General features: G+C 40.8%; 19 protein-coding genes. 17 read left to right on the forward strand and 2 right to left on the reverse strand.

All coding sequences use genetic code 11. The features are described from left to right. Positions 1 to 42: 42 nt before the first annotated feature. On the forward strand, positions 43 to 2199 hold the full coding sequence (locus J0J33_RS03405) for a penicillin-binding transpeptidase domain-containing protein (RefSeq protein WP_206921772.1): 2157 nt from the start codon (positions 43 to 45) through the stop codon (positions 2197 to 2199). A gap of 35 nt (positions 2200 to 2234) precedes the next feature. Here the strand turns inward: J0J33_RS03405 and J0J33_RS03410 are convergent, their stop codons facing one another. Then, positions 2235 to 3167 (reverse strand): TDT family transporter, encoded by a 933-nt coding sequence (locus tag J0J33_RS03410; protein WP_019291407.1) that lies wholly within the window; start codon positions 3165 to 3167, stop codon positions 2235 to 2237. Positions 3168 to 3325: 158 nt separating this feature from the next. On the opposite strand from J0J33_RS03410, the gene J0J33_RS03415 reads away from it, so the two are divergent. Next, positions 3326 to 4168 carry a LysR family transcriptional regulator gene (locus J0J33_RS03415; RefSeq protein WP_206921773.1) on the forward strand — a complete coding sequence of 281 codons (843 nt, stop codon included), beginning with the start codon at positions 3326 to 3328 and terminating at the stop codon, positions 4166 to 4168. Here J0J33_RS03415 and J0J33_RS03420 read toward each other — a convergent pair. Beyond that, the gene (locus J0J33_RS03420) at positions 4131 to 5048 is read right to left on the reverse strand and encodes an alpha/beta fold hydrolase (protein WP_206921774.1); all 918 of its coding nucleotides are present in this window, start codon (positions 5046 to 5048) and stop codon (positions 4131 to 4133) included. The genes J0J33_RS03415 and J0J33_RS03420 overlap by 38 nt on opposite strands. A 267-nt stretch (positions 5049 to 5315) precedes the next feature. Here J0J33_RS03420 and recR point away from each other — a divergent pair, with 267 nt between their 5' ends. The 15 genes from recR (at position 5316) to J0J33_RS03495 (ending at position 24724) form a co-directional block, all read left to right on the forward strand. Beyond that, the gene (gene recR / locus J0J33_RS03425) at positions 5316 to 5918 is read left to right on the forward strand and encodes a recombination mediator RecR (protein WP_017368792.1); all 603 of its coding nucleotides are present in this window, start codon (positions 5316 to 5318) and stop codon (positions 5916 to 5918) included. Between the two features lie 12 nt (positions 5919 to 5930). Then, positions 5931 to 6980 (forward strand): D-alanine--D-alanine ligase, encoded by a 1050-nt coding sequence (locus tag J0J33_RS03430; RefSeq protein ID WP_040086781.1) that lies wholly within the window; start codon positions 5931 to 5933, stop codon positions 6978 to 6980. A gap of 227 nt (positions 6981 to 7207) precedes the next feature. Further along, positions 7208 to 7474, forward strand: coding sequence for a metal-sensitive transcriptional regulator (locus tag J0J33_RS03435; protein ID WP_003133815.1), 267 nt, complete (start codon positions 7208 to 7210; stop codon positions 7472 to 7474). 105 nt (positions 7475 to 7579) lie between these two features. Further along, positions 7580 to 8911, forward strand: coding sequence for a UDP-N-acetylmuramoyl-tripeptide--D-alanyl-D-alanine ligase (gene murF / locus J0J33_RS03440; protein ID WP_040086779.1), 1332 nt, complete (start codon positions 7580 to 7582; stop codon positions 8909 to 8911). 314 nt (positions 8912 to 9225) lie between these two features. Continuing rightward, positions 9226 to 10899 carry a peptide ABC transporter substrate-binding protein gene (locus J0J33_RS03445; protein ID WP_019291402.1) on the forward strand — a complete coding sequence of 558 codons (1674 nt, stop codon included), beginning with the start codon at positions 9226 to 9228 and terminating at the stop codon, positions 10897 to 10899. Positions 10900 to 10972: 73 nt separating this feature from the next. After that, positions 10973 to 11890, forward strand: coding sequence for an ABC transporter permease (locus J0J33_RS03450; protein ID WP_003133819.1), 918 nt, complete (start codon positions 10973 to 10975; stop codon positions 11888 to 11890). Between the two features lie 15 nt (positions 11891 to 11905). Further along, positions 11906 to 12940 carry an ABC transporter permease gene (locus tag J0J33_RS03455; RefSeq protein ID WP_003133820.1) on the forward strand — a complete coding sequence of 345 codons (1035 nt, stop codon included), beginning with the start codon at positions 11906 to 11908 and terminating at the stop codon, positions 12938 to 12940. 16 nt (positions 12941 to 12956) lie between these two features. Further along, positions 12957 to 14018 carry an ABC transporter ATP-binding protein gene (locus tag J0J33_RS03460; RefSeq protein WP_003133822.1) on the forward strand — a complete coding sequence of 354 codons (1062 nt, stop codon included), beginning with the start codon at positions 12957 to 12959 and terminating at the stop codon, positions 14016 to 14018. Further along, complete coding sequence (locus J0J33_RS03465; RefSeq protein ID WP_019294202.1) at positions 14018 to 14953, forward strand: ABC transporter ATP-binding protein; 936 nt, start codon at positions 14018 to 14020, stop codon at positions 14951 to 14953. Before J0J33_RS03460 ends, J0J33_RS03465 begins: the two co-directional genes overlap by 1 nt. 152 nt (positions 14954 to 15105) lie before the next feature. Next, positions 15106 to 15549 carry a divergent PAP2 family protein gene (locus tag J0J33_RS03470; protein ID WP_003133825.1) on the forward strand — a complete coding sequence of 148 codons (444 nt, stop codon included), beginning with the start codon at positions 15106 to 15108 and terminating at the stop codon, positions 15547 to 15549. 107 nt (positions 15550 to 15656) lie between these two features. Continuing rightward, a complete protein-coding gene (locus J0J33_RS03475; RefSeq protein WP_003133826.1) occupies positions 15657 to 17228 on the forward strand; it encodes a peptide chain release factor 3 in 1572 nt (523 codons plus the stop codon). Positions 17229 to 17335: 107 nt separating this feature from the next. Then, complete coding sequence (locus tag J0J33_RS03480) at positions 17336 to 19891, forward strand: alkaline phosphatase family protein (protein ID WP_206921775.1); 2556 nt, start codon at positions 17336 to 17338, stop codon at positions 19889 to 19891. Between the two features lie 220 nt (positions 19892 to 20111). Continuing rightward, positions 20112 to 21731 carry a DEAD/DEAH box helicase gene (locus tag J0J33_RS03485; protein ID WP_206921776.1) on the forward strand — a complete coding sequence of 540 codons (1620 nt, stop codon included), beginning with the start codon at positions 20112 to 20114 and terminating at the stop codon, positions 21729 to 21731. A 733-nt stretch (positions 21732 to 22464) separates the two neighbouring features. Beyond that, positions 22465 to 23685 carry a signal peptidase I gene (locus J0J33_RS03490; protein ID WP_206921777.1) on the forward strand — a complete coding sequence of 407 codons (1221 nt, stop codon included), beginning with the start codon at positions 22465 to 22467 and terminating at the stop codon, positions 23683 to 23685. Next, positions 23660 to 24724: a hypothetical protein gene (locus J0J33_RS03495; protein ID WP_206921778.1), complete on the forward strand. Its 1065-nt coding sequence runs from the start codon at positions 23660 to 23662 to the stop codon at positions 24722 to 24724. The genes J0J33_RS03490 and J0J33_RS03495 overlap by 26 nt, the downstream gene beginning before the upstream one ends. Positions 24725 to 24782 lie beyond the last annotated feature (58 nt).

The raw sequence follows: 24782 nt of genomic DNA on the forward strand, positions 1-24782 counted from the left end.
TTTAGGTATAAATATGACGAGTTAAAATTAGGATAGGGTTCCATGTCTGAGAAAAGAAAAACACGAAACGAATTAAACGGAAAAAAAGATAAAACACGTAAGTTATTAAAAAACCCAACCATGTTGGCATCTGGGCGCGTTAAGCTTCTCTTTTTTGTCATCACGGTTCTCTTTTTAGTTTTGATTGGTAAGCTGTACCACATGCAAATCATGAATCAGAGCTTTTATGAAAGTAAACAAGCAGGGGGCGCAGGCTCGCTACAAATCGTTCAAGGCGCACCTCGTGGGAATATTTATGACGCGAAAGGTGTTCCTTTAGCGACAACAGAACCTGTTGAAGCGATCGAGTACACGCGCGGGCAAAATACGACAGCAGATGATATGCGTAAAATTGCGGACCGTCTTGCTGGCATCTTAACTTTAGACAATGATTTTAAACAAATTACCGAGCGAGATAAAAAGGATTATTTTTTGGCTGATGCCAACAACTTGGAGAAAATTGCTAAAAGTCTGACTAAGGACGAAAAAACAGATGAGAAGGGGAATTCGCTTTCAGGTTCTGAAATTTATAATGTCCAACTCAGTAAGGTAACCGAGGCGGATATTAACTTTAATGAGCAGCAAATGTTTGCAGTCAAGCTCTTTAAAGAAATGAATTCAACAACTATCTTTAATACAACGATTATTACAACAAGTAATCTTACAGCAGAACAGCAGGCTTATATTGGAGAACATGAGGGCGAACTGCAGGGGATTTCTGTAGGAACCAGCTGGAACCGCAAATATGCGGATACAGCGCTTAAGCCTATATTAGGTACGGTAACGACTCAGAAACAAGGTATCCCAGAAGATATGCTGGACGAGTACCTTAAAGAAGGTTTCCAACGGAATGACCGTGTCGGGACTGCCTTTTTAGAAAAGGGCTATGAAAAGTACTTGCAAGGGACACATACGATTAGTAACGTATTGACCGATAAGCAAGGCAATGTCACTGGAACGGAAGTGAAACAAAAAGGGAGCAAGGGAGATAATCTCAAACTTACGATCGATTTGAAATTCCAAGATGCTGTTGATAAGATTTTGGAAACCGAAATGAACAATATGATCGCGGATGGTTTTGGGACTTATTCGCAGGGCGCATATGCTGTTGTGTTGGACTCTAAGACGGGCGCGGTTTTAGCCTTGTCGGGACTTAAACGCGACGAAACAACAGGGGCAATGCAAAGTAACACTAACGGCACCTTCCAAGATGCTTTTGTTCCTGGTTCGGTAGTTAAGCCAGCAACGCTGACAGCTGGCTGGAATGCCAATGTTATTGCCGGTAATCAAATTCTCAATGATATGCCTATCCAGATAGCAGGGTCAAGTTTGATCGAATCATGGTTTACCAATGGCATCCTTCCAATTAATGCTGTCCAAGCCCTAGAATATTCTTCTAATACATATATGGTTCAAATAGCACTCAAGTTGCTAGGCCAACCTTACGTTCCTAACATGGCTGTTGATGGTACAGACCGTGTAGCTGCCTTCAAAAAGCTACGTGAAGCCTTTGCTTCCTATGGAATGGGAACAACAACAGGATTTGATATTCCTGGAGAAATACCAGGCTTCATTAGAGATGCAAATGAGATAACAGTTTCTGACTTGCTCATGGAATCTTTCGGTCAGTTTGATACCTATACACCACTTCAACTTGCAACATACGGTATGACCTTGGCAAATAATGGTGAGCGATTAGCACCGCATATTGTGGACGGTATCTATGAAACCAACTCTGAAGGAGGAATGGGTAAACTTGTTAAAAATATCACGCCGAAAATCATGGACAAAGTAAATATCACTCCAGAAAACATGGATGTCCTACATAATGGTATGTATCAAGTCGTTCACGGGAATGACTTTGTAAATGGGCAAATCGGTGCTACAGGTTACTACATGCGCCCTTCACAAGGTGCTGAAGTTTCTATTTCTGCTAAAACAGGTACTGCCGAAGTAACATATGTGGCCCCAGATGGCACAAGTGTACCCGTAACAGTAAACAATGTTGTCGCTTATGCACCAACCGAAAACCCACAAATTTCTATCGGTGTTATGGTTCCGCAAACTACGGTTAAAGAAGGTGGTGTGACCTCGAAGATTGGTCAAAATATTACACGTGAGATTACTAACCTCTATAACTCTATGTATCATTTTAAATAAAATAAAAAACCAGCTCAATGAGAGTTGGTTTTAATTTAAGCTTTTTTGACTAAAAAGTAGCTATAACGAATCAAAACGTAAGTAACTGCGAAGAAGGCAATTACAAGTTCTATCACAGAGAGAGGAGTAAGTAAGGCTGTGAAGGCCGGATAACTTTGAGCCATAAGATGAACTGCAGTAGCAGAAATAACCAAAGGGAAGGTAAAGGCAGCGTAGCTTGGGTAAAAAGGTAGACGGAGCAAAGGAATAACGAGGACCACAGTTGCAAGATAAATCAACTGTGAAAGCAGGAATAAACCGAAAACAAAAAGATTTGACTTGCTTTCTGTCACAGTAAGGTAGGCTGCTAAACAGAGAGAACCTGGAGCTGTAAGGATGGTGATGAGTGGAAGCGTCGACTCATGCATTTTTTTGAAAATAAAGATACGATGTGTAATAATCGGGAGCAATATAAAGTAGAAGAGGAGCGCAGGCCAAAGTACGATACGGCCGATTTCTAGATTAAATACTGTTGCTGTATTGGGGATAACACCCAAGCCTACAAAGGTAATAAACCAGCTCGGATAGACATGGACCATTCCGACTTTTTGCGGCAAGATGTGAAGAGCAACAAAATAAGCCATCAAGAGAAAATGTAGGAAGATAGCAAGCAGCCAAATGAAGTAAACCAGACTTGAGTGGGGGAAAATCCTATTGAGAAAGACACAAATGACCATCCAAGCCATAGTGAAAGTTGGGGAAACTGAGCCAACGATAGGATCTTTAAGAGCTTCCAGCAGATGGCGCATCGTAAAAATAAGTTTCAACATGATCAGAAACATAAAAAAGAGACCAACAAGGTCAAAAGTATTTCCTAGAAAGGTGAATCCTTTGGAATAAAGTAGATTTCCCAAGGAGACCATACCTAAAATTAGACCGCAAATAGGGATAGGGATTTTTTTCAAAAAATTTAAAAACATTTGTTTCATCGAGAACTCCTAGTATTTACATGATTATTGAGTATGAACTGTAGTGAAGCTAACAGTTCAAGCACTGCTTTAAGTATAAAACACTTGATTTAATTTGTAAAATGAATTATTGTAATTATAGTAATAGAAAAAAGTAATAAAAAAATAAAGGAGATATAATGTTTTCACTGTTTGAAACCTTCATCGCCATATATGAAACGCGGAGTTTTACCAAAGCAGGGCAGTACTTGTTTATTTCCCAGCCCACAGTGACGGTCAGGATAAAGAAATTAGAAGAAGAAGTGGGCAATTCGCTTTTCATTCGCGGAAAGAACCGCGAAGTCATTCCTACGGAAGCAGCAAAATTGCTGTATAAGAAAGCAGTTCAGTATGTTCAAGACTGGGAAAACTTACAATCTGAACTCAATCAGACGACACTTGCCAAGAAACCTTTTAAAATTGGGATATCACAGAGTGCTGCCATCGGAATTATGCCTTTGCTATACCCTAAACTTGTTCCTTACTTGGATCAGATTGATTTAAAAATATCTATGTATGATTCAGAAAAAGTTTTTAATAAGGTTGAAAATCATGATTTGCATTTTGGCATTATCGAAAAACCTTTGGCAAGTGAGCAGGTAGAAGCCTTTCCACTGTTTAAAGATGAATTAGTTCTTGCAGGTAACTTAGAGAGCGAAACTTTTTTTACAAGAGAAATTGGTTCAGGTGTAGGGCATTACATCAAGAAATATCTCCAAGAAGAAAGCTTTAAACCACGTTACTTGGTAAGAATGAACAATAATGACATGATTATTGCCCATATTCAAGCTGGCTTAGGTGTGTCTTTAATTTCAAAACGCTTTATTTCACAAGGAATGCCTTATCAAAGTTTAGGCAACAAATATCAGCGGAGCTTTACCAGCATTACTTATGCAGAAGAAAAAGACCCTCTTATGCTAGAAATTGTGCAGCATATCAGAGAATCTATTGTGGGAGATGTCGCATTAACCAATCGCCAATAGTGTGGTAGACCTCTTCATATTCTGTCTCAAAGAGAATCTCATGACGTAATTCAGGAAAAAGCTGGAGTTTGAGGTGTTTAAATCCTGCTTTTTGGAGTTTCTGATAAACTTTTTGCGGTCCTTTACCCCAGTCGCCGACCGGATCAGCCGCACCGCTGATAATTAGAATTGGCAAGTCCGCGGGCATATTATACATCCAGTTTTTTTGATTGGCCCTATGGACTAGTGAGAAAAGTGTCGCAAAACCATTACGTGTAAACGTAAAGCCAAGTAGAGGATCATTTTCATAGGAAGAGACATTACTTTGATTTTTCGAAAGCCAGTTAAAATTCCCTTTTTCAGGGAATTTTTTGCTATAGCTACCAAAAGCAAGCTTATCTATCAAAGGAGCGACAACTTTTGGTTTTTTTTGACTTATTTTCTTAATGAAGGGCAGGAAGAAATTCAAATGGAGAGGACTTGTCCCCGTACCCATAAATATTACCCCCTGAATATCAACAGGATAATCTTGCAGAACGTTACGCAAAGCAAAAGAACCCATACTGTGTCCCATCATGAAATAAGGCAGTGTGGGGAGCTTTTTCTTTGTCCAAGTTTTGACTTGATAAATATCAGAGATGACATTCTGGGGACCAGCGGTACCAAAGTAACCGTAAAGTGGCTCTTTCTGCTGTACAGAATGCCCATGTCCTAAATGGTCATGACCGACCACTGCGAATCCCAAACTATTGAGGTAGAGGGCAAAAGCGTGGTAGCGTTCAATGTTTTCTGCCATACCATGAATGAGTTGGATTACCGCCTTTGGATGTTCCAGCGGCCAGTAAAGCAGATGTAGTTCAGTTTGCTCATCGCTAGATTGTAGGGTGTATTGTTCAACCATATCGGAAAGTCCTCTTTCAGTAAATCATTATCAGGATTGAAATTTATTATAACAAAAAAAAGGCTAAGCTGCTGCTGCTTTGAGAGTCATTGTTGCTCTTTGAAAGCACATTAGGCTTAAATGTACAGAAATTTAAGTTATGGTATAATACACAATATCTCACATTCACAGGGTAGAATAGTTCCACAGAATATGAGGATAATTCTCTGAGCGAAAGGTGTGGTATAATAGTTATGACTTTATCACACAGAAAGAAGAAAGGAACACATGGTCTATTATCCTGAACCAATCGCTAAACTTATAGAAAGCTTTAGCAAACTGCCCGGTATCGGGCAAAAAACAGCAACACGTCTAGCCTTTCACACGATTGGTATGGATGATCAAGATGTTAATGAATTTGCCCGAAACCTTATTTCGGCAAAACGTGATTTACGTTTTTGCTCGGTTTGCGGTAATCTGACTGAGAGTGATCCCTGTGCTATCTGTGAAGACCCTCTGCGTGATCGCACAACCATATTGGTTGTAGAGGAAAGTAAAGATGTCTTAGCAATGGAGAAAATCCGCGAATACAGAGGGCTGTATCATGTTTTGCACGGAACGATTAGTCCAATGAATGGTATCGGACCGGACGAAATTAACGTGAAAAGTCTCTTAACTCGTCTCATGGGAGACAGCGAAGTAGAAGAAGTTATTCTCGCGACAAATGCAACATCTGATGGTGAAGCAACGGCGATGTATCTTTCACGGATGATTAAACCCGCCGGAATCAAAGTGACCCGCTTAGCGCGTGGCCTTGCAGTTGGCTCAGATATTGAGTATGCGGATGAAGTTACCCTATCCAAAGCAGTTGAAAATCGTATGGAAATTTAAGTGGAGAAAATTATGTCAAAAGAAACATTGATTTTATTATATGGTGGTCGAAGTGCAGAACGAGAAGTTTCCGTTCTTTCAGCTGAAAGCGTAATGCGTGCAGTAAACTATGACAAGTTTAGAGTGAAGACTTACTTTATCAGTCAAGCTGGTGATTTTATCAAAACACAAGAATTCACTGAAACACCCGCAGAAAATGAAAAATTAATGACCAATGAGACGGTCAAGCCAGAACAAAAAGTTGCACCATCGGATATTTATGAAAAAGATGCAGTGGTTTTCCCTGTTTTACATGGGCCAATGGGCGAAGATGGCTCAATTCAAGGCTTCTTAGAAATTATGCGACTAGCTTATGTTGGTCCCAATATTTTATCGGCCAGCAGTACAATGGATAAACTTTTAGCTAAGCATGTATTTAGTGCTGTAGGTGTACCGCAAGTTCCTTATGTTGCGGCATATGCTGATGAAAATCAAGAAAAAATTCATGCAGAAGTTCAAGAGAAATTGACTTTCCCTGTTTTTGTCAAGCCAGCCAATATGGGTTCAAGCGTTGGCATTTCTAAAGTCAGCAGCTTAGAAGAGCTAGAAGCAGGTCTTGCAGAAGCTTATAAATATGATAATCGTGTGGTGATTGAACAAGGGGTTAATGCACGAGAAATCGAATGTGCTGTTTTAGGAAATGGGGGCAAAGTGCGTTCAACACTGCCTGGCGAAGTCGTTAAAGACGTTGATTTTTATGACTACCGTTCAAAATACATCGATAATAAAATCGAAATGGCCATTCCAGCAGATATTCCAGCAGAAGTCGCACAGAAAATGCGTAACTATGCAGAGAAAGCTTATCAAGCAATGAATGGTGCTGGACTCTCACGTTGTGACTTTTTCTATGATGAACAAGGAGATATCTATCTCAATGAAATTAATGCCATTCCAGGATTCACACAATGGTCAATGTACCCATTGCTCTGGGAAAATATGGGACTATCATACAGTGAGTTGATTGAAGAACTTGTTTCCCTGGCTCAAGAAGCCTTCGAAATTCGTGAAAGTCATCTCTTATAAAAATAGAACAACTTCAGGCCACGAACCTGAAGTTTTTATTATCATTCTTTCAGCTTTAGCAGAATAGAATGATAATACGCAAGGAGCGAAGCGAGTGGTGAACCCTTAGCTATTCTTTCAGCTTTAGCAGATTAGAATGATAATACGCAAGAAGTGTATGGGCTGAGCACACTCTTTTTGACAAATTATGAGGCGCCCTATATAATGAGAGGAAAGAGGAGATACACATGGGAACAATTTACGACAGCAAGACCAAAAATAGATTGAAAAGAGCTGATGGTCAACTGCAAGGCGTGTTGCGCATGCTAGAAGAAGAAAAAGATTGTGATGCTGTAGTGACACAACTTAAAGCAGTGCGTTCAAGTTTAGACAGTTTGATCGGTCTCATTGTAGCTGAAAATTTACAAAACTGCCTTCTACTATTAGAAGGTGACGATGAAAAAGAACGTGAGAAGAAAATAAGTCAAGCCATAAAAATGATTATTAAAAAGTAATTGTTTTTGAATAGAAGGTTATAAGGCTACCGTTGACAACCGTACGCTGTATTTTCATGGCGAATCGGTGCGTTATGAAAGGACTTTTGATATAATAAACTCATCATGAAACTAACACTACACGAAATAGCCCGCATTGTCGGCGCAACAAATAATTGGTCAGAACTGGCAGATACAGAAATTCATAATATTGAGTTTGACAGCCGCAAAATCCAAGAAGGTGATCTTTTCTTGCCACTTAAAGGTGCAAGAGATGGTCACGCATTTATTGAGACAGCCTTTGCACAAGGTGCTCTTGCGACATTCGCTGAACAAGAAGTAGCCGAGCCCCATTTACGTGTTGAGGATTGTCTAGAAGCTTTCCAAAAATTAGCCCAGTATTATCTAGAAAAAACAGCAGTAGAAGTTATCGCTGTGACGGGATCAAACGGGAAAACCACAACCAAAGATATGATTCAGGCTGTACTTTCGGAAAAATATAAGACCTATAAGACACAAGGCAATTATAATAACGAAATTGGAATGCCTTATACCGTTCTTCATATGCCTGATGACACTGAAAAAATCGTATTGGAGATGGGCATGGATCGTCTGGGGGATATTGACCTTCTATCTAAAATAGCCAAGCCTAAAATTGCTCTTGTTACGCTTATTGGTGAATCACATTTGGAATTTTTCGGTACACGCGATAAAATTGCTGAAGGAAAGCTTGGAATTAAAGCGGGCTTGCGCCCAGATGGTGAACTTATTGTGCCTGCAGATAAGATTATTAATAAGTATTTACCAGCAGACACAAAAATTACCCGTTTTGGACCAGATGAGGATATTTTTGTCACACAGCTTATCGAACACAAGGATCAACTCAGTTTCACAACAAACTTCTTAGACGAAGAAATTACAATTCCGGTGCCGGGTAAATTTAATGCAACTAACGCAATGCTTGCGGCTTATGTGGGTAAGCTGCTTGACATTGATGAGACCAAAATCAAGCACGCCCTGTCTCATGTTGCCTTGACACGTAACCGTACAGAGTGGAAGAAGGCAAGTAATGGCGCAGATATTCTTAGTGATGTTTACAATGCTAACCCAACGGCCATGAAGCTTATCTTGGAAACCTTCCAAGCCATACCTAAAAATGAAAGTGGACGGAAACTTACTGTTCTTGCTGATATGCTCGAACTAGGTGATCAAGCTCCAGAACTTCACGCAGGAATTGCCGCAGCAATTGATTTCTCGAAAATGGATCACGTTTACCTCTATGGTGACTTGATGAAATATTTGCTAGCAGAATTACCAGAAGATAAAGTATCGTACTTTACCGACCTTAACCAATTGACGGAGACGCTCCAAAACACGCTTCAACCTCAAGATCAACTTTTACTCAAAGGATCTAACAGCATGAAATTAGGAACAATCGTTGAAGAGTTACAAAACTAAGCACGCAAGTGCTTTTTTATTATCATTCTTTCTGTTTTAGCAGAATAGAATGATAATACGCGAGGAGAATTAGCCTCGCTTTTTTTCTTTTTCTAAAGAAGTATTGTGCTAAGAGCAAAATTATATTGTGAAATCGTCAGATAATGTTCGGAAATGACGTATAAAAAAATTAAATGGCATAAATTTAGAAAAAATATGTAGAAAAGTCTTTACAATTCAGATTGAATTAAGTATAATAGAGAACATAATAAATTTTCAGACAATAATAAACAAATGCAAATTGTCGGATAAGTCAAACAGAAAGAGGATGTTACATGGATAATTGGAAAAAAGTATCATTAGGAACACTTGCCCTGGCTTCGGTCGGGCTCTTGGCAGCATGTGGAAATGGCGGAGGTGGCTCTAAGACAGCTAACCCACAACTTTCCGTTCCGACAAATATTGCTACATTGGATTCGGGCTTGGCTACAGACACTTACTCAAACCTCTTCATCGGGAATACCCAAGAAGGATTGACACGTGTAGATGACAAAGGTGTGGCGCAAAACGCGATGGCATCAGATATTAAAGTCTCTGATGATGGCTTAACATATACCATCACTTTGCGTGATGACTTGAAATGGTCAAATGGCGATGAATTGACAGCAAAAGACTTCCTTTATTCATGGCAACGTGCTGTAAACCCTGCAACAGGTTCACAATACGCTTACTTGCTTGGTAACATCAAGAACGCCAATGAAATTAACACAGGTAAGATTAAAGACCTCAATCAGTTGGGTGTAAAAGCTAATGGCGACCACGAGTTGGTGATTACTTTGACACAACCAACACCATACTTTAAATTCCTCTTGGCAAACAGCGTTTACTACCCTGTAAACAAATCAGCGGTTGAAGAATTTGGTAAACAATATGGAACTTCATCTGATAAAGTCGTTTACTCTGGACCATTCATCTTCAAAAAAGATGCTGGTTGGACAGGGACAAACAACAGTTATTCTCTTGTGAAAAACCCAGATTACTATGACAAAGACAATGTAAAATCAGACGAAATTGATTACACTGTTCAATCTAACCCGAATACAGCGGTTCAACTCTTCAAACAAGGAAAATTGGACCAAGCCAGCTTAGGTACGATGGACTTATACAATGCTAATAAAGGTTACAATGATGGTAAAGATCTTGTTGTCTTGAAAGAAGCAACTACAGCTTACCTTCAATATAACCAATCAGGCGGTGGTACAACAAGCCCAGAAGTCGCTAAAGCATTGCAAAATAAAAATATCCGTGATGCTTTGAATCTTGCGACTGACCGTAAGAGTATCGTTGATCAATTCATTCCAGCGGGTACAGTAGCACAAACATTCACACCAGCAGGTATGTCTGTCACAGCAGATGGTAAAGACTTTGCTGAATTTGCAAAACAAGATTACAACTTCGATGCTGCAAAAGCTAAAGAACTTTGGGAAAAAGGTCTGAAAGAAATTGGTGTTACATCACTGAACATTCAGTACACAACCGATGCTGATGCACCTGTATCAAAATCAGTCGCTGACTTCTTGCAAGCTTCACTTTCTAAAACATTGCCAGGCTTGACACTTACTCAAAAAATCGTACCTTTCCAACAACGTTTGAAAGATTCACAAAACCAAAACTTTGATATCGTTCTTTCACTCTGGGGTGGTGACTACGCTGAACCATCAACATTCTTGCAACTCTTTGCAGATGGCTCAGGTTATAACGATGGTAAATTTGTAAATCCTGCATATCAAGCAGCTTGGACAAAAGCATCAACATTGCCAGTAGTCTTGGATGACAAAGCACGTGATGCAGCATATAAAGATGCTGAAGCAGCACTCTTTAATGAATCAAGCATCAACCCATTGTATTACCGTGCAACACCAGCGCTCCGTAACCAACACCTTAAAGGTTTGCAATTCAACTCAACAGGTTTGTCTTACGATCTCAAAGGTGTTTACATCGAAAAATAGTAGGCACTAACATCAAACGAATAAGTAGGGCTTATGAGGCCTACTTTTCGTGTTTTTATTAAGGAATTTTTATATGTTAGCTAAATATCTTGTAAAACGTATCTTATTGATGCTCTTAACATTATTTGTAGTTATTACAGCGACTTTCTTCCTGATGCAGGTAATGCCAGGAACACCCTTTAATAACCCCAAATTAACCCCAGAGCAAATTCAACAACTAAATGTGGCATATGGTTTAGATAAACCTCTTATTGTGCAGTACTTCATTTATCTCCAGAATGCTTTCACGGGTAACTTCGGTACATCATTTACCTTTGCCAACCAACCTGTAAGCACAATGATCGCACAACGTCTTCCGGTTTCAGCACAACTTGGTTTCCAAGCCTTGATTATCGGTGTCGTTGTCGGAACATTCTTTGGTGTTGTTGCTGCCCGCTTTAAAAATACATGGGTCGATGGACTTTTGAGTATCATTTCTACAGTCTTCTTCTCAGTACCTTCCTTCATTGTAGGTACTTTACTCCTCCTTTACTTTGGTTACACTTGGGAACTTCTTCCAGTATCAGGCTGGGGAACGTTTGCGCAGACTATCTTACCGTCGCTTGCGCTCTCCTTTGCTCCAATGTCACAGGTCATGAGTTTTGTCCGTGCACAGATGATTGAGTCGCTTTCATCAGACTATATCCTCTTGGCACGTGCCAAAGGTTTATCTGATCGTGAAGTCTTATGGAAACATGCGATCCGTAACTCATTGATTCCAATGCTGACACTTATTGGCCCAATGAGTGCCGGGCTCTTGACAGGTTCTGTCCTCATCGAGTCAATTTTCTCGATTCCTGGTATCGGTCAACAGTTTGTACAGTCGATTCCTTCAAAGGACTTCCCTGTCATCATGGGTACTACAGTTGTCTATGCCGTAATGTTGATGGCGATGATTTTGATCACCGATATTATTACAGCATTTGTTGATCCACGTGTACGTTTGGACTAGAAAGGAGGGGAGAAAATGGAAAATATTAACAGCAAATTTAAACTTGTAACAAACCGTGATTTTGAAGCGAGTGAAATGATCGCAAAACCTGCCCTCACTTTTTGGCAAGATGCATGGCGACGTTTTAAGAAAAATAAAGTAGCAATGGTAGCGATGGTTGTCGTTATCTTCACCCTGTTGTTCTCTGTGGTTTCAACATTTTTTGTCCCACAATCAGCAGCCAATAACTTTGATCCGAATGCGGTTCAAACCTATAAAAACTTACCTCCTAAGCTAGGAAATGTAAATATTCCTGGTTGGAACGGTAATTTTGCAGCACCAGGAAGCACAATCGCAGAAGACCTGTACCAAGTACAAAATGTACCAGAAGGTGAATCTTTTATCTTTGGTACAGACTCTTTAGGACGTTCGATTGCTAAACGTACAATCGTTGGTTTGCGTATTTCCTTGATTATCGCTTTTGCCTCTATCGTCTTTGACGTACTGATCGGGATTACTTATGGTTTAATCTCCGGTTGGATTGGCGGAAAAGTGGACACGGTCATGCAACGTATCATTGAGATTATCAGCTCTATTCCAAGTTTGGTTATTGTAACCATGTTCGGTCTCCTACTTGGGCAAGGTATTGTTTCAATCGTCCTTGCTATTGGTCTCTTTATCTGGACAGGTATCGCCCGACAGGTAAGGAATATGACCCTGTCTCTTAAGGAACGTGAGTTTGTTCTTGCTGCGAAGACCTTAGGGGCCAGCCCGTTCAAAATCATGGTTAAACACCTTATTCCAAACATGTTAGGTGTTATTATCGTACAAATTATGTTTGATATTCCATCGGTAATTTTCTTTGAAGCGGTTCTTTCGGCGATTAACTTGGGGGTTAAACCACCAACAGCATCGCTAGGTTCATTGATTTCAGATGGTATTCAAAGCTTGCAATTCTATCCATTCCAAGTTGCAGTACCTGCAGTAGTCTTGTCTCTCCTGTCACTCGCCTTCTTCCTCTTTGGTTACGGCTTACGTGACGCTTTCGATCCAAAATCAGGCCAAGACTAAGAAATGAGGAAGTAAAATGACTGAAAAAGAAGAAAAAGTACTTGAAGTAAAAAATCTGCATGTTCATTTCAAAACATATGCTGGGAAGGTCAAAGCCATCCGTGATGTTTCGTTTGATTTGAAAAAAGGGGAAACCTTAGCTATCGTTGGTGAATCAGGTTCTGGTAAATCTGTCACTACGAAAACGCTTATGGGCCTCAATGCAGCAAATGCCGAAATCCCTCAAGGAGAGATTCTCTTTAAAGGGCGTAATCTCTTAGACATCAAAGAAGAAGATTGGCAAAAGATTCGCGGTAATGAAATCTCGATGATTTTCCAAGATCCGATGACTTCGCTTGATCCAACCATGCGTATTGGTAACCAAATTGCTGAGCCATTGATCAAGCACAGAGGAATGAAGAAGAAAGAAGCTTTAGTAAAAGCTTTGGAATTGATGAAAGCTGTAGGGATTCCCCAAAGTGAGCAGCACATTAATGACTATCCACACCAATGGTCGGGAGGGATGCGCCAACGTGCAGTTATTGCGATCGCGCTTGCAGCTGATCCAGAAATTCTTATCGCAGATGAACCAACGACAGCTTTGGACGTTACTATTCAAGCGCAAATCATGCAAATGATGTCAGAGCTTCAACAGCGTATCGAATCATCAATTATCTTTATCACCCATGATTTGGGTGTAGTGGCTGGTTTTGCTGATCGTGTGGCCGTGATGTATGCAGGCGAGATTGTGGAGTATGGAACAGTAGAAGAAATCTTCTATAACCCACAACATCCTTATACATGGGGACTTCTCGATTCTATGCCAACGGTGGATACTGATGTTGAACGTTTGGTTTCCATTCCAGGGACACCTCCAGACTTGCTCAATCCCCCTAAAGGCGATGCTTTTGCCTTGCGTAACCAACACGCTCTCGAAATCGACTTTGAAGAAGAACCACCTTATTTTGAAGTGTCACCAACACATCAAGTAAAATCATGGCTCTTAGATGAACGCTCACCAAAAGTTCTGCCATCTGAAAATATCCAACAACGCTGGACCCGTTGGGAAAAAATGAAAATGAAGGGAAATGCTGAATAATGACTGAAGAAAGAAAAAAACTTGTCGAATTCAAAGGTGTTGACCTGGTTTTCAACAAAGGAAAAAAGAATGTTAATAAAGCCATTAATGACGTTTCCTTTCATATCTATGAGGGAGAAACCTTTGGCCTTGTAGGTGAATCTGGTTCAGGTAAAACTACAATCGGCCGTGCGATCATGAAGCTTTACGACATCAATAAAGGAGAAATCCACTTTAACGGTAATGATGTCAGCAAGATTAAAGGTGCTGAGCTGAAAAAATTCCGTGAAAAAGTACAAATGATTTTCCAAGATCCACAAGCCTCACTGAATGGCAGAATGCGGGTCAAAGACATCATCGCTGAAGGTATTGATGTAAACGGGTTGGCTAAGAATAACGAAGACCGTACAGAAAAGGTCAAAGAACTTCTTAAACTCGTTGGTCTTAACCAAGACCACATGACACGTTATCCTCATGAATTCTCAGGAGGACAACGTCAACGTATCGGTATCGCCCGTGCCTTAGCGGTAAACCCTAAATTCATCGTGGCTGATGAGCCAATCTCAGCTTTGGATGTCTCTATTCAGGCACAGGTTGTTAACTTGATGCGTGATATTCAGGAAAAAGAAGGCTTGACTTATCTGTTCATCGCCCATGATTTATCTATGGTAAAATACATCTCTGACCGAATCGGAGTGATGCACTGGGGTAAAATTCTGGAAATCGGAACATCTGATCAGGTTTACAATAATGCATTACACCCTTATACGCAATCTTTGTTGAGTGCCATTCCTGCGCCGGATCCTATCTCAGAGCGTAGCCGTGTCCCACAAGCTTATGATCCAACAACAGAGTTGGATGGTCAGCCACGTGAATTGCGTGAGATTACGCCAGGACACTTTGTTCTTTCGACAGAAGAAGAAGCCGAAGAATACAGAAAAATTGCAATGGTATAAAAATAACTGCACCTTGAAAGGTGTAGTTTTTTTATCAACCCCAGAAAAGCATCTGGGGACTATTTTATTATTGAATTTACCTTAAATGGTATAAAATGAAGTTAAGGTGAGTCACAGTATTTTTATAAATGAAAGAGGAAAGAGGAAGGATGATGAACTTTTTTACTGAAATTATAAGTAACCAAATTTTAATCACGGCCATCGTGGGATGGTTTGCTGCACAAATCATCAAAATTATTGTCGATATCTTTCGGTATCGTAAACTGGATTGGCGATTGCTTTTCGCGACAGGCGGTATGCCGAGCTCGCACAGTGCTTTAGTAGTTTCTATGACAACAGCGACAGGTCTTTCGCAAGGTTTTGACTCCGCTGTATTTGCTGTTGCTACTGTTTTTGCATTCGTCGTGATGTATGATGCGCAAGGAATAAGACGTCAAGCAGGGACACATGCTTATATTTTAAATATCATTATCAAAACAATCGAAAACCCTAAGATAAATGCAGAAAAAGCCTTGAAAGAACTTCTAGGTCATACACCTTTTCAAGTCTTGGGTGGAGCAATTTTAGGAATTATTGTGGCCCTTTTAATGAATTAAAGAGATAACAAACCTCCTAAAAGCCGTATAGCAATTGATAAAGAACAGTTTCCCTGTTTTTTTGCTATAATAATAAGGCATATATTTTGATAAGAATAGGTTAAAAAATGAATAGAGCAGAAGAAATAAAAAAACGCCGTACCTTTGCCATCATCAGTCACCCGGATGCTGGTAAAACAACAATAACAGAACAACTCCTTAAATTTGGTGGAGCAATCCGTGAGGCCGGAACGGTCAAAGCACGTAAAACAGGAAATTTTGCAAAATCGGACTGGATGGACATTGAAAAAGAACGTGGAATTTCCGTGACTTCATCAGTTATGCAGTTTGATTATGCTGGCAAGCGCGTGAACATCTTGGATACACCAGGGCACGAGGACTTCTCTGAGGATACCTATCGTACTTTGATGGCCGTTGATGCTGCGGTCATGGTTATTGATAGCGCCAAAGGTATCGAGGCCCAAACCAAAAAACTTTTCCAAGTTGTAAAACGCCGTGGCATTCCTGTATTTACCTTTATTAATAAATTGGACCGTGATGGTCGTGAACCGCTAGACTTACTGAGTGAATTAGAAGATATCTTGGGTATCGCTTCTGTGCCTATGAACTGGCCAATCGGTATGGGGAAAAACTTCCAAGGGCTCTATGACTTTTATAACAAACGTATCGAAGTTTATCAACCTGAAAATGGCGAGCGCTTCATTGAGTTTGGGGAAAATGGTGAAATTGATGCCAGCCATCCCCTGACAAGTAATCCTTTCTATGCGCAAGCTATGGAAGATGCCGAGCTCTTACTTGATGCCGGGAATGAATTTGATGAAAAGGAAGTACTTGCTGGTCAGTTGACACCTGTCTTCTTTGGTTCGGCCTTGACAGACTTTGGGGTTGAAACCTTCTTGGATACTTTCTTAACTTATGCGCCAGAGCCAAATGGACATAAGACTGTTGAGGATGAAATTATCGATCCATTACGTGAAGAATTCTCAGGTTTTGTCTTTAAAATTCAAGCCAACATGGATATTCGTCACCGCGACCGTATTGCCTTTGTGCGGATTGTATCGGGTGAATTTGAGCGAGGAATGGGCGTAAAACTCCTTCGGACAGGGAAACAAGTCAAACTTTCAAATGTGACTCAGTTTATGGCAGAATCTCGTGAAAATGTCGAAAATGCGGTAGCAGGTGACATCATTGGGGTTTACGATACAGGAACTTACCAGGTTGGTGATACACTGACCACAGGTAAACTTAAAACACCTTTTGAACCACTACCAACTTTTACACCAGAACTCTTTATGCGCGTGACTGCTAAAAATGTCATGAAGCAAAAATCATTCCAAAAAGGGATTGAGCAGTTGGTGCAAGAAGGGGCGATACAGCTCTACAAAACTTATACGACTGGGGAAATCATGCTTGGTGCGGTAGGTCAACTGCAATTTGAAGTTTTCAAACACCGTATGGAGAATGAGTACAATTCAGAAATTATCATGACACCAATGGGCAGCAAAACAGTTCGCTGGATTAAACCCGAAGATTTAGATGAAAAAATGTCGTCAAGCCGTAATATCTTGGCACGAGATCGCTTCGATCATCCACTCTTCCTCTTTGAAAATGACTTTGCCATGCGTTGGTTTAAAGATAAATACCCTGATGTGGAGTTGATGGAGCAATTTTCTGTTTAATATTCTGACAAATTACTTGAAAAGTCCCTGTGGGGACTTTTTTTGTATATGGAATGAGTATTTTTAAAAAATATAGTACAATGATATATAATCGAAAAGGAAATGAAATGAAAAACAATTTTTTAAAAATAACAGGGTTGATAGCCTTATTTTTTATGCTTTCCAGTTTAAGCATTACTAAAATTATTCCAGAACAAGTGACTCTTGCACAGCCGGTAAATATTGCCATAAAGGTTTATTATGTGCTGGGCGGATTTGGGCTTATCTATTTATTCTTGACACTGCTTAAAAATAGGTCCCTTTGGTTTACCCACTTAAGAAATAGAAAAGTAGTAAAACGGAATAGTCTCTACCTTATTCCGATCATTTTCATTGCATATTTTATTTTTCATCTCTTCATGATTTTGACGGAGAATATTAACAATGTTGACTTTACTTGGACCTATATTTCTTTAAATTTGAACCTGCTGGTAGAGCGCTATATACCATTGATTCTTATCTTTATAGTAGGAATTCTTTTAATCATTAAAATTCCTGAATCTAAAAAACCTCGGAAGCTTTTCAGTTGGGTACCAACCCTGAAGCGGGAGGATGTTTTTGTTTCCCTCCTTACGAGCTTAGCCTTCAGTGATTATCTGGTACGTCGATTAATCTGGAATACAAGTTTTGGTGCTCGTAATTCTCGTGGTGTTTATCAGCTTTTATATTCTTCAGAGAGAATTTTAGCTCGGTACGATTTCATGAGATTGTTTGGCGACTACATCTTCGTTTTTCTTGTTATCTTTATCGTAAGTTATTTGATTTTTAAAGGGACGAGTGCCTTCTTCACAAATAAAAACAATTTTGCCTTGGCTTTCACGAGTAGCTTATTTTGGGCGATTATTTTTAACTTTCTTATCCAGAGTGCAATCAAGTCGGAGAGTAGTGTGCCCTTACACGGGACTGTGGTTGCAGGAGCAACAATGTTCCAAATTATCGTTTTGAGTCTGATTTTTATGCTTGTCTATCTGCTTATCAACCGTTATGTAGCAGCGACAGCGCTTGTCATTGTCGCAGGGGCACTTTTTAGTTTTGCCAATATGATTAAGTTCTCTGAGCGTCAAGAACCAATCTATGTTTCAGAACTGTCTTGGCTTTCTAACCCTCAGACACTCCTGTCCTTTGTGGATGGGAAGTTGATTATGATAGCGATGGGAGTGCTAATTGTTCTTATATTAGCCGTTGTCTTTTTGAGCAGAAAGTTCTTTACAGGAAAATTAATGACTTGGAAAGTACGCGGACTGGTACTTGGAGCTGTTATTTTGGTTTATCTTCCAATCTATCAAAACTTCAAAACTTTTACAAAACCAGCTGAACAAATAAATACTCCATTGCTTACACGCTACATCAATGTTGCCAACGGGGATGTACTGTGGAAAGGTTCGCCTAATACCGCAAGGACAAAATCTTTGGCTTATGTTTGGTTGAGACAAATCTATGGTGAAGCAATGGAGGAGCCTGCCGGATACAGTAAAGAAAAAATCAAAGAAATTGAAGACAAATACAGTAAACGCGCTGAAGAAATCAATACCAAACGTATGCACGATATTCAAGAGCAAACTGTCATTTATATTTTGAGTGAGTCCCTATCGAACCCTAACCGTATCCAAGGGATTACCTTATCGGAAAACCCTCTGCAAAATATTGATAACATCAAAGAGAGTGCTACAGGCGGTCTCATGTATTCTAACGGGTATGGCGGAGGAACAGCAAATATGGAGGCTCAAACCTTAGATGGCTTGCCGATGGTTAATTACTCAAGCCAAGTTTCTATTATAAATTCTGATGTTTTACCAAGTATTCCCTTTATTCCTTCTATTTCGAATTACTTCCCAAATAAGATTGCGCTTCATCCAGAAAATGCAACCAATTATAATTGTAATTCAATCTATAGTAAACTTGGTTTCGATCATTTCTATGCGCTCTCGGGCACAGACAAAGCTGATTTATTAACTAACCAAGAAACACTCGATGGCAAGGTTTCAGATGCTCAAACTTATAGAGATGTTTTAGAGAAAATTGATCCCTCTAAATCACAATTCTTTAGTGTTTTGACCATGCAAAATCATATGCCATATACGAGCTATTCTGGTTCCTCTACTATCACTGCTTCAGGTGAAGGTTATTCTGAAGCTCAAAATAAACTTCTGGAGAATTATGTTCGTAAGATTTCGGATACAGATAAGGCAACCAAAGAATTCTTGACAGAACTTGAGAAGATTGATAAAAAAATTACTCTGGTTTTCTATGGCGACCATTTGTCAAATGTCTTTCCTTCTGACTATGCTGGCTTCAAAGAGGATCCACTAAATGCTTATAAGACAGATTACTTCATCTGGACCAACAAAGGAAACACTACCAATAAACAAGTGGACTTAAGTTCAGCAACCTTTACGCCAGCTTTATTTGAAGCAACAGGCTCCAAAGTTTCACCTTACTATGCTCTCTTGTCAGATGTGATGTGGGAAGTTCCGGCAGCTTATAACTCGCCTCTATCTTCAACAGTAACCTTGACAGAAGAGCAAAGCAAACGTATGGAAGATTTGAAGTTGGTACAATATGACTTAACCTCTGGTAAACATTATTTGAAAGAAGATTCTCCTTTCTTCAAATTGGAAAAATAAAAAGCGCTTCAAGGAGTGCTTTTTTATTGGCTCTTTTGATGCTAAAAAAAATTTTAAAAAAATAAAAAAGGTAAGCATTTACATCTTTAAAAGTATGATATAATAGTCAAGTTATATATTCAGGCGAGTTAAGACAAAGATTTTTTCGCCTGTAACTGAGCTTTCGAGCTTGGTCGTCATATTTGCCAGTGGCAAATTTAGAAAATTATAGGTGAAACAATTGAAATTCAACGAACTCGGCCTTTCAGAAGGCATTGTCGAGACGCTTACAGCTATCGGTTATGAGCAACCAACGCCAATCCAAGAGCAAACGATTCAACTCGCGCTCTCAGGACGTGACGTTCTTGGACAAGCTCAAACAGGTACTGGTAAAACAGCTGCTTTTGGCCTTCCAACAATCGAAAAAATTAATCCAGAAAATAAAGCGATTCAAGCTCTTGTAATCGCCCCAACACGTGAACTTGCAGTTCAAGGACAAGAAGAACTTTTCCGCTTTGGTAAATCTAAAGGGCTTAAAGTCCGCACTGTTTTTGGTGGTTCAAGCATCGAAAAACAAATCAAAGCTTTGCGCTCAGGTGCTCATATCGTTGTGGGTACACCGGGACGTATGGTTGACTTGCTCAAACGTAAAGCGCTTGACCTCTCACATCTTGAAACATTGATTCTTGATGAAGCAGATGAAATGCTTAACATGGGCTTCCTTGAGGATATCGAATTCATCATCGGCAAAACACCAGCAGAACGTCAAACATTGCTCTTCTCAGCAACTATGCCAAATGACATCAAAAAAATCGGTGTCAAATTCATGAAGAATCCAGAGCATATCAAAGTTGCGGCTAAAGAAATGACTGCTGACCGTATCGATCAATACTTTATCAAGACAAAAGAATTTGAAAAATTTGATGTCTTGACACGTTTGCTTGATGTTGAACGTCCAGAACTCGCTATTGTCTTTGGACGTACAAAACGTCGTGTGGATGAAATCACACGTGGTTTGAAATTACGTGGTTATCGTGCTGAAGGTATTCACGGTGACTTGGACCAAAACAAACGTTTACGCGTTTTACGCGATTTCAAAGGTGGCCACTTGGATATCTTGGTTGCTACTGACGTTGCAGCCCGTGGACTTGACATCTCAGGTGTAACCCACGTTTACAACTACGACATTACCCAAGACCAAGAAAGCTATGTTCACCGTATCGGTCGTACAGGTCGTGCCGGTAAGTCAGGTCGTTCTGTAACCTTTGTTAGTTACAATGAAATGGGTTATCTCCGTGCCATTGAAAAATTGACCAAGAAAGAAATGAAGGGCATGCGTCCACCAACAAAAGAAGATGCTTATCAAGCCAGTCTTTCTGTTGCCATGGATGAAATCAAACGTGACCTCCAAGACGGTAGCCTTAAAGGCAAGTTGACAAAATTTGATGCTGATGCAGAACAACTCATGGCAGAATACGATGTCAAAGAATTGGTTGCTATGCTTATCCAAAGCCGTGTGAAAGACCCTGACACAATGCCAGAAGTCCAAATAACAGCAGAACGCCCATTGCCATTTAATGGTGAAGGCAAAGGCTTCAAGGGCAAAGGTAAAGGCAGCAACAAAGGTGGCGGCCGTTATGGACGTGATCGTAACAACAACCGCGGTGGCCGTGGTGGCGATCGTGATGGCAAGGGCGGTTACCGTGGCAAAGGCGGCGACCGTGACCGCGACGACAAGAAACGCAACTGGCGTGATCGTGACGATAAAAAACGGGACTACTACAAAAAAGACCGTAAACCAAAAACACAAGGTAGCGAAAAACAAGCTGGCTTCGTAATGCGTAATCGCGGCGATAAATAAATAGAAAAAACGCTCAAAACGGCATTTGAATAGCTGTCTTGAGCGTTTTTTTTTTAGAACGAATATGAAAAAAGGAAAAGTAAAGCAGTATTTGAGGATATGTCATGACAATGTTATAATAATGTCATAGCCAAGTGAGATTGATCCCTCGCTTGTCTTGTAAGTCTGTTTAACTGGAACAAATAGCGTGCCCTTCACACAATCCAAGACATGGGAGGTTAACACTATGAGGGAAAGGAAAGCATGGGATGCTTGTTATCTATGTTGCTCTTGCGATATCGATAGTTCTTAGGGCTTGGGGTCGTTTCAAAATTGACTCATCAATAGCTGATAGAATTAAAAAAACGTCTCGCAGGAGACGTTAAAGACAAGAGTTCCAAGACTTACGCTGGGAGCTACGGCAATAGCTCTCAGCTTTTATTTTAGTATATCAAAACGCGTAAATAAAGTCAATAAGAGTAGCTACAACTGTGGCAGAGAGAATATTCCCAACTCATAGGGAAGTATCCAAAAACAAAAACGCAAATTTATGAGAGCCAACAAAGGCTCTCATTTTTTTTTTTTTTTTTTTTCATAATCCTCACATATCTTTTTTATTTTCAATATTAATTTTATATAATTGTTATGTAACTGAAATGTAACTATATAAATATTAGAAATGTTATATATATATCTGTAACTCAAAATTTATATGAAGTGAGAAATCATACTTTGGATAGAAAGGAGGAAAGGAATGGACAAGACACCCAACCCGCTCGATACTCTGAAAAATTGGGATCTGAGTGGTGGCGGCAAGTTTACCTTGGATGCTCTTGAATTTTCACCGGACATCCAAGACCTTCTCGATGAAGTGGAACTCATCCTCTCAGCCAGCGAAGCACGGCTGAAGGATGCCCCATCAGAATCAGCCCCATCAGAATCAGCCCCATCAGAATCAGCCCCATCAGAATCAGCCCCATCAGAATCAGCCCCATCAGAATCAGCCCCATCAGAATCAGCCCCATCAGAATCAGCCCCATCAGAATCAGCCCCATCAGAATCAGCCCCATCAGAAATCTTGCGCAACAAAAGTCCGGCAGTTGTGCCCGACAGCAACGACATAGTTAAGGAGCAACCACCTACAGCTGTAGCTGTGGGAAAGGATGTGCTACATACTGATCCCCAAAAGCCTTACCATTGTTATACCGCCTTTCCTCAAGAGGCAAGGCGTTATCCGACACTGGTCGTCAGTCAGATGACGGTATCGCCGGCGGCGCGCTCGGAGTTTTATCATCGGCACAGTCCACAGCTGGCTTTTGAGGATTATGGCAGTAACCAGCCAGCAAAGCCCAAATCAAAAGGCGCTAGCCTTGTGAGCAATGCTTTTTTCTACCTTATCATCATCGTGCTTTTGGTCTTTGTCGAATCACGCTTAATCTTGCAGGATGAAGCCAGTAAGCCCATCAATATAGGTGGTTTTTCGCCCATGACTGTATTGTCTAACTCTATGCGCAGCGTTTATCCACGAAATACCTTCCTCCTGACTCGACAGGTGGATGCTAATACACTGGATATCGGTGATGATATTACCTTTATCACCGAGTCCGATCGAGTGGTGACCCACCGTATCACAGGCATCGAGGAAAATCATCTGCGGACCCGTGAGCGAGGTTTCACGACTAAGGGGACGGACAACCAGCGTGAAGATGCCGATATGGTCCATGCCAGCAACATCATCGGGCAGGTTATCTTTTCCAGCTATCCGCTGGGGCGCGCCATTCACTTTATCCGAAACAATCTGATTGTTTCAGTTATCGTCATGTTAATTGCTACCTTGTTGCTCCATGAGATTATCAACTATATCCTTTTGGCATTGAAACAGCGGAAGTTGAAAAAGAAAAAAGGTGGACGGCAAGCGCATGATGTGACAGAAAGCGAGGTGCGGACATATGAAACAGCGCACGAAGTTTTTTGAGAAATGGGCTTTGCAAAAGTACACTCTAGCTGTCAAAGCCTCCCCAAAAAGCTTGCGCTTTCTGTGGCATTACAAGAAAAGGCATATCATTTTCGTCCTTCTTCTGACAACATTAAGTCTTAGCGTGAGTGGCACCTTTGCCTTTACCAACTTCGGACAACGTGTGCTGGGTATAACTTCTCATCAAGCACCGCCCGGTGCACGCTTGCATGATGACTTTGAGGGTTTTGGTCATCTGACCAATGGGTCAGGTAGAGTAAACAAAGATATCTATGTGGAGAACTTCTCCTCAAGAAAAATCTTGGCTCGAGTGCGTCTGAGCGAGTACATGGAGCGTGGACAGGGCGCGGGCGAGCTGACAGGCAATCAAGCGAGGCCACTGGAAGGTGCAGGTTTGGAGCAAGCCCAGCTTACTGATCACAACTCTTGGGCGGTTGTTAAACCTGAGCGCGCGAGCAACTCTACGATGGCGGACTTTGTCACGCTCTATCTGGGCGATGACAATAGTCGTCCGAAAATCTTCATGCCGACCTTTAACCAAAACAATCACAGTACCGAGTCCAATACCACAGGAGACGGGCGTGAAGGGCAGACAGGAGGATTCAACACTGACTTAGGGATACCGATGCCCGGCACGCACGACCAGTGGACCAAGGGACAAAAGCATACGTCCGACTTACGCACTTGGGACAAGGCAGCAGAAGTAGAGGTGGTGATACCTGATGTGATCCACATGGCACAGGCAACGGTCCAGTCCGACTATGGCGGCTACATGACCCTGCAGGAATGGCAGAGCACAGGTAAGCCGACTGGCAACTTCTGGGTGCATGATGATAACGGTTGGCTTTACTGGGCGACATGGTTGCCCCAGCGCACAGCGACCAGTCTTCTACTGGATGCTCTAGAGGTGGACTTTGACACCAAAGACACCTACTACGGGATTTATGCCGAGTCCGACTTGGCAACATCCGAGGATGTGGGCGACTGGACAGGAGTTTCGCCCTCAGCGCAAACACTCCTCGACAAAATCATCAACTAAAGAAAAAGACAACTAAAGGAGGATACTATCACACGGAAAAATACCGTCTCTATAAAGT

Origin of the sequence: Lactococcus sp. LG1267 (assembly GCF_017309545.1) — a bacterium.
GTDB classification, from domain to species: domain Bacteria; phylum Bacillota; class Bacilli; order Lactobacillales; family Streptococcaceae; genus Lactococcus; species Lactococcus petauri.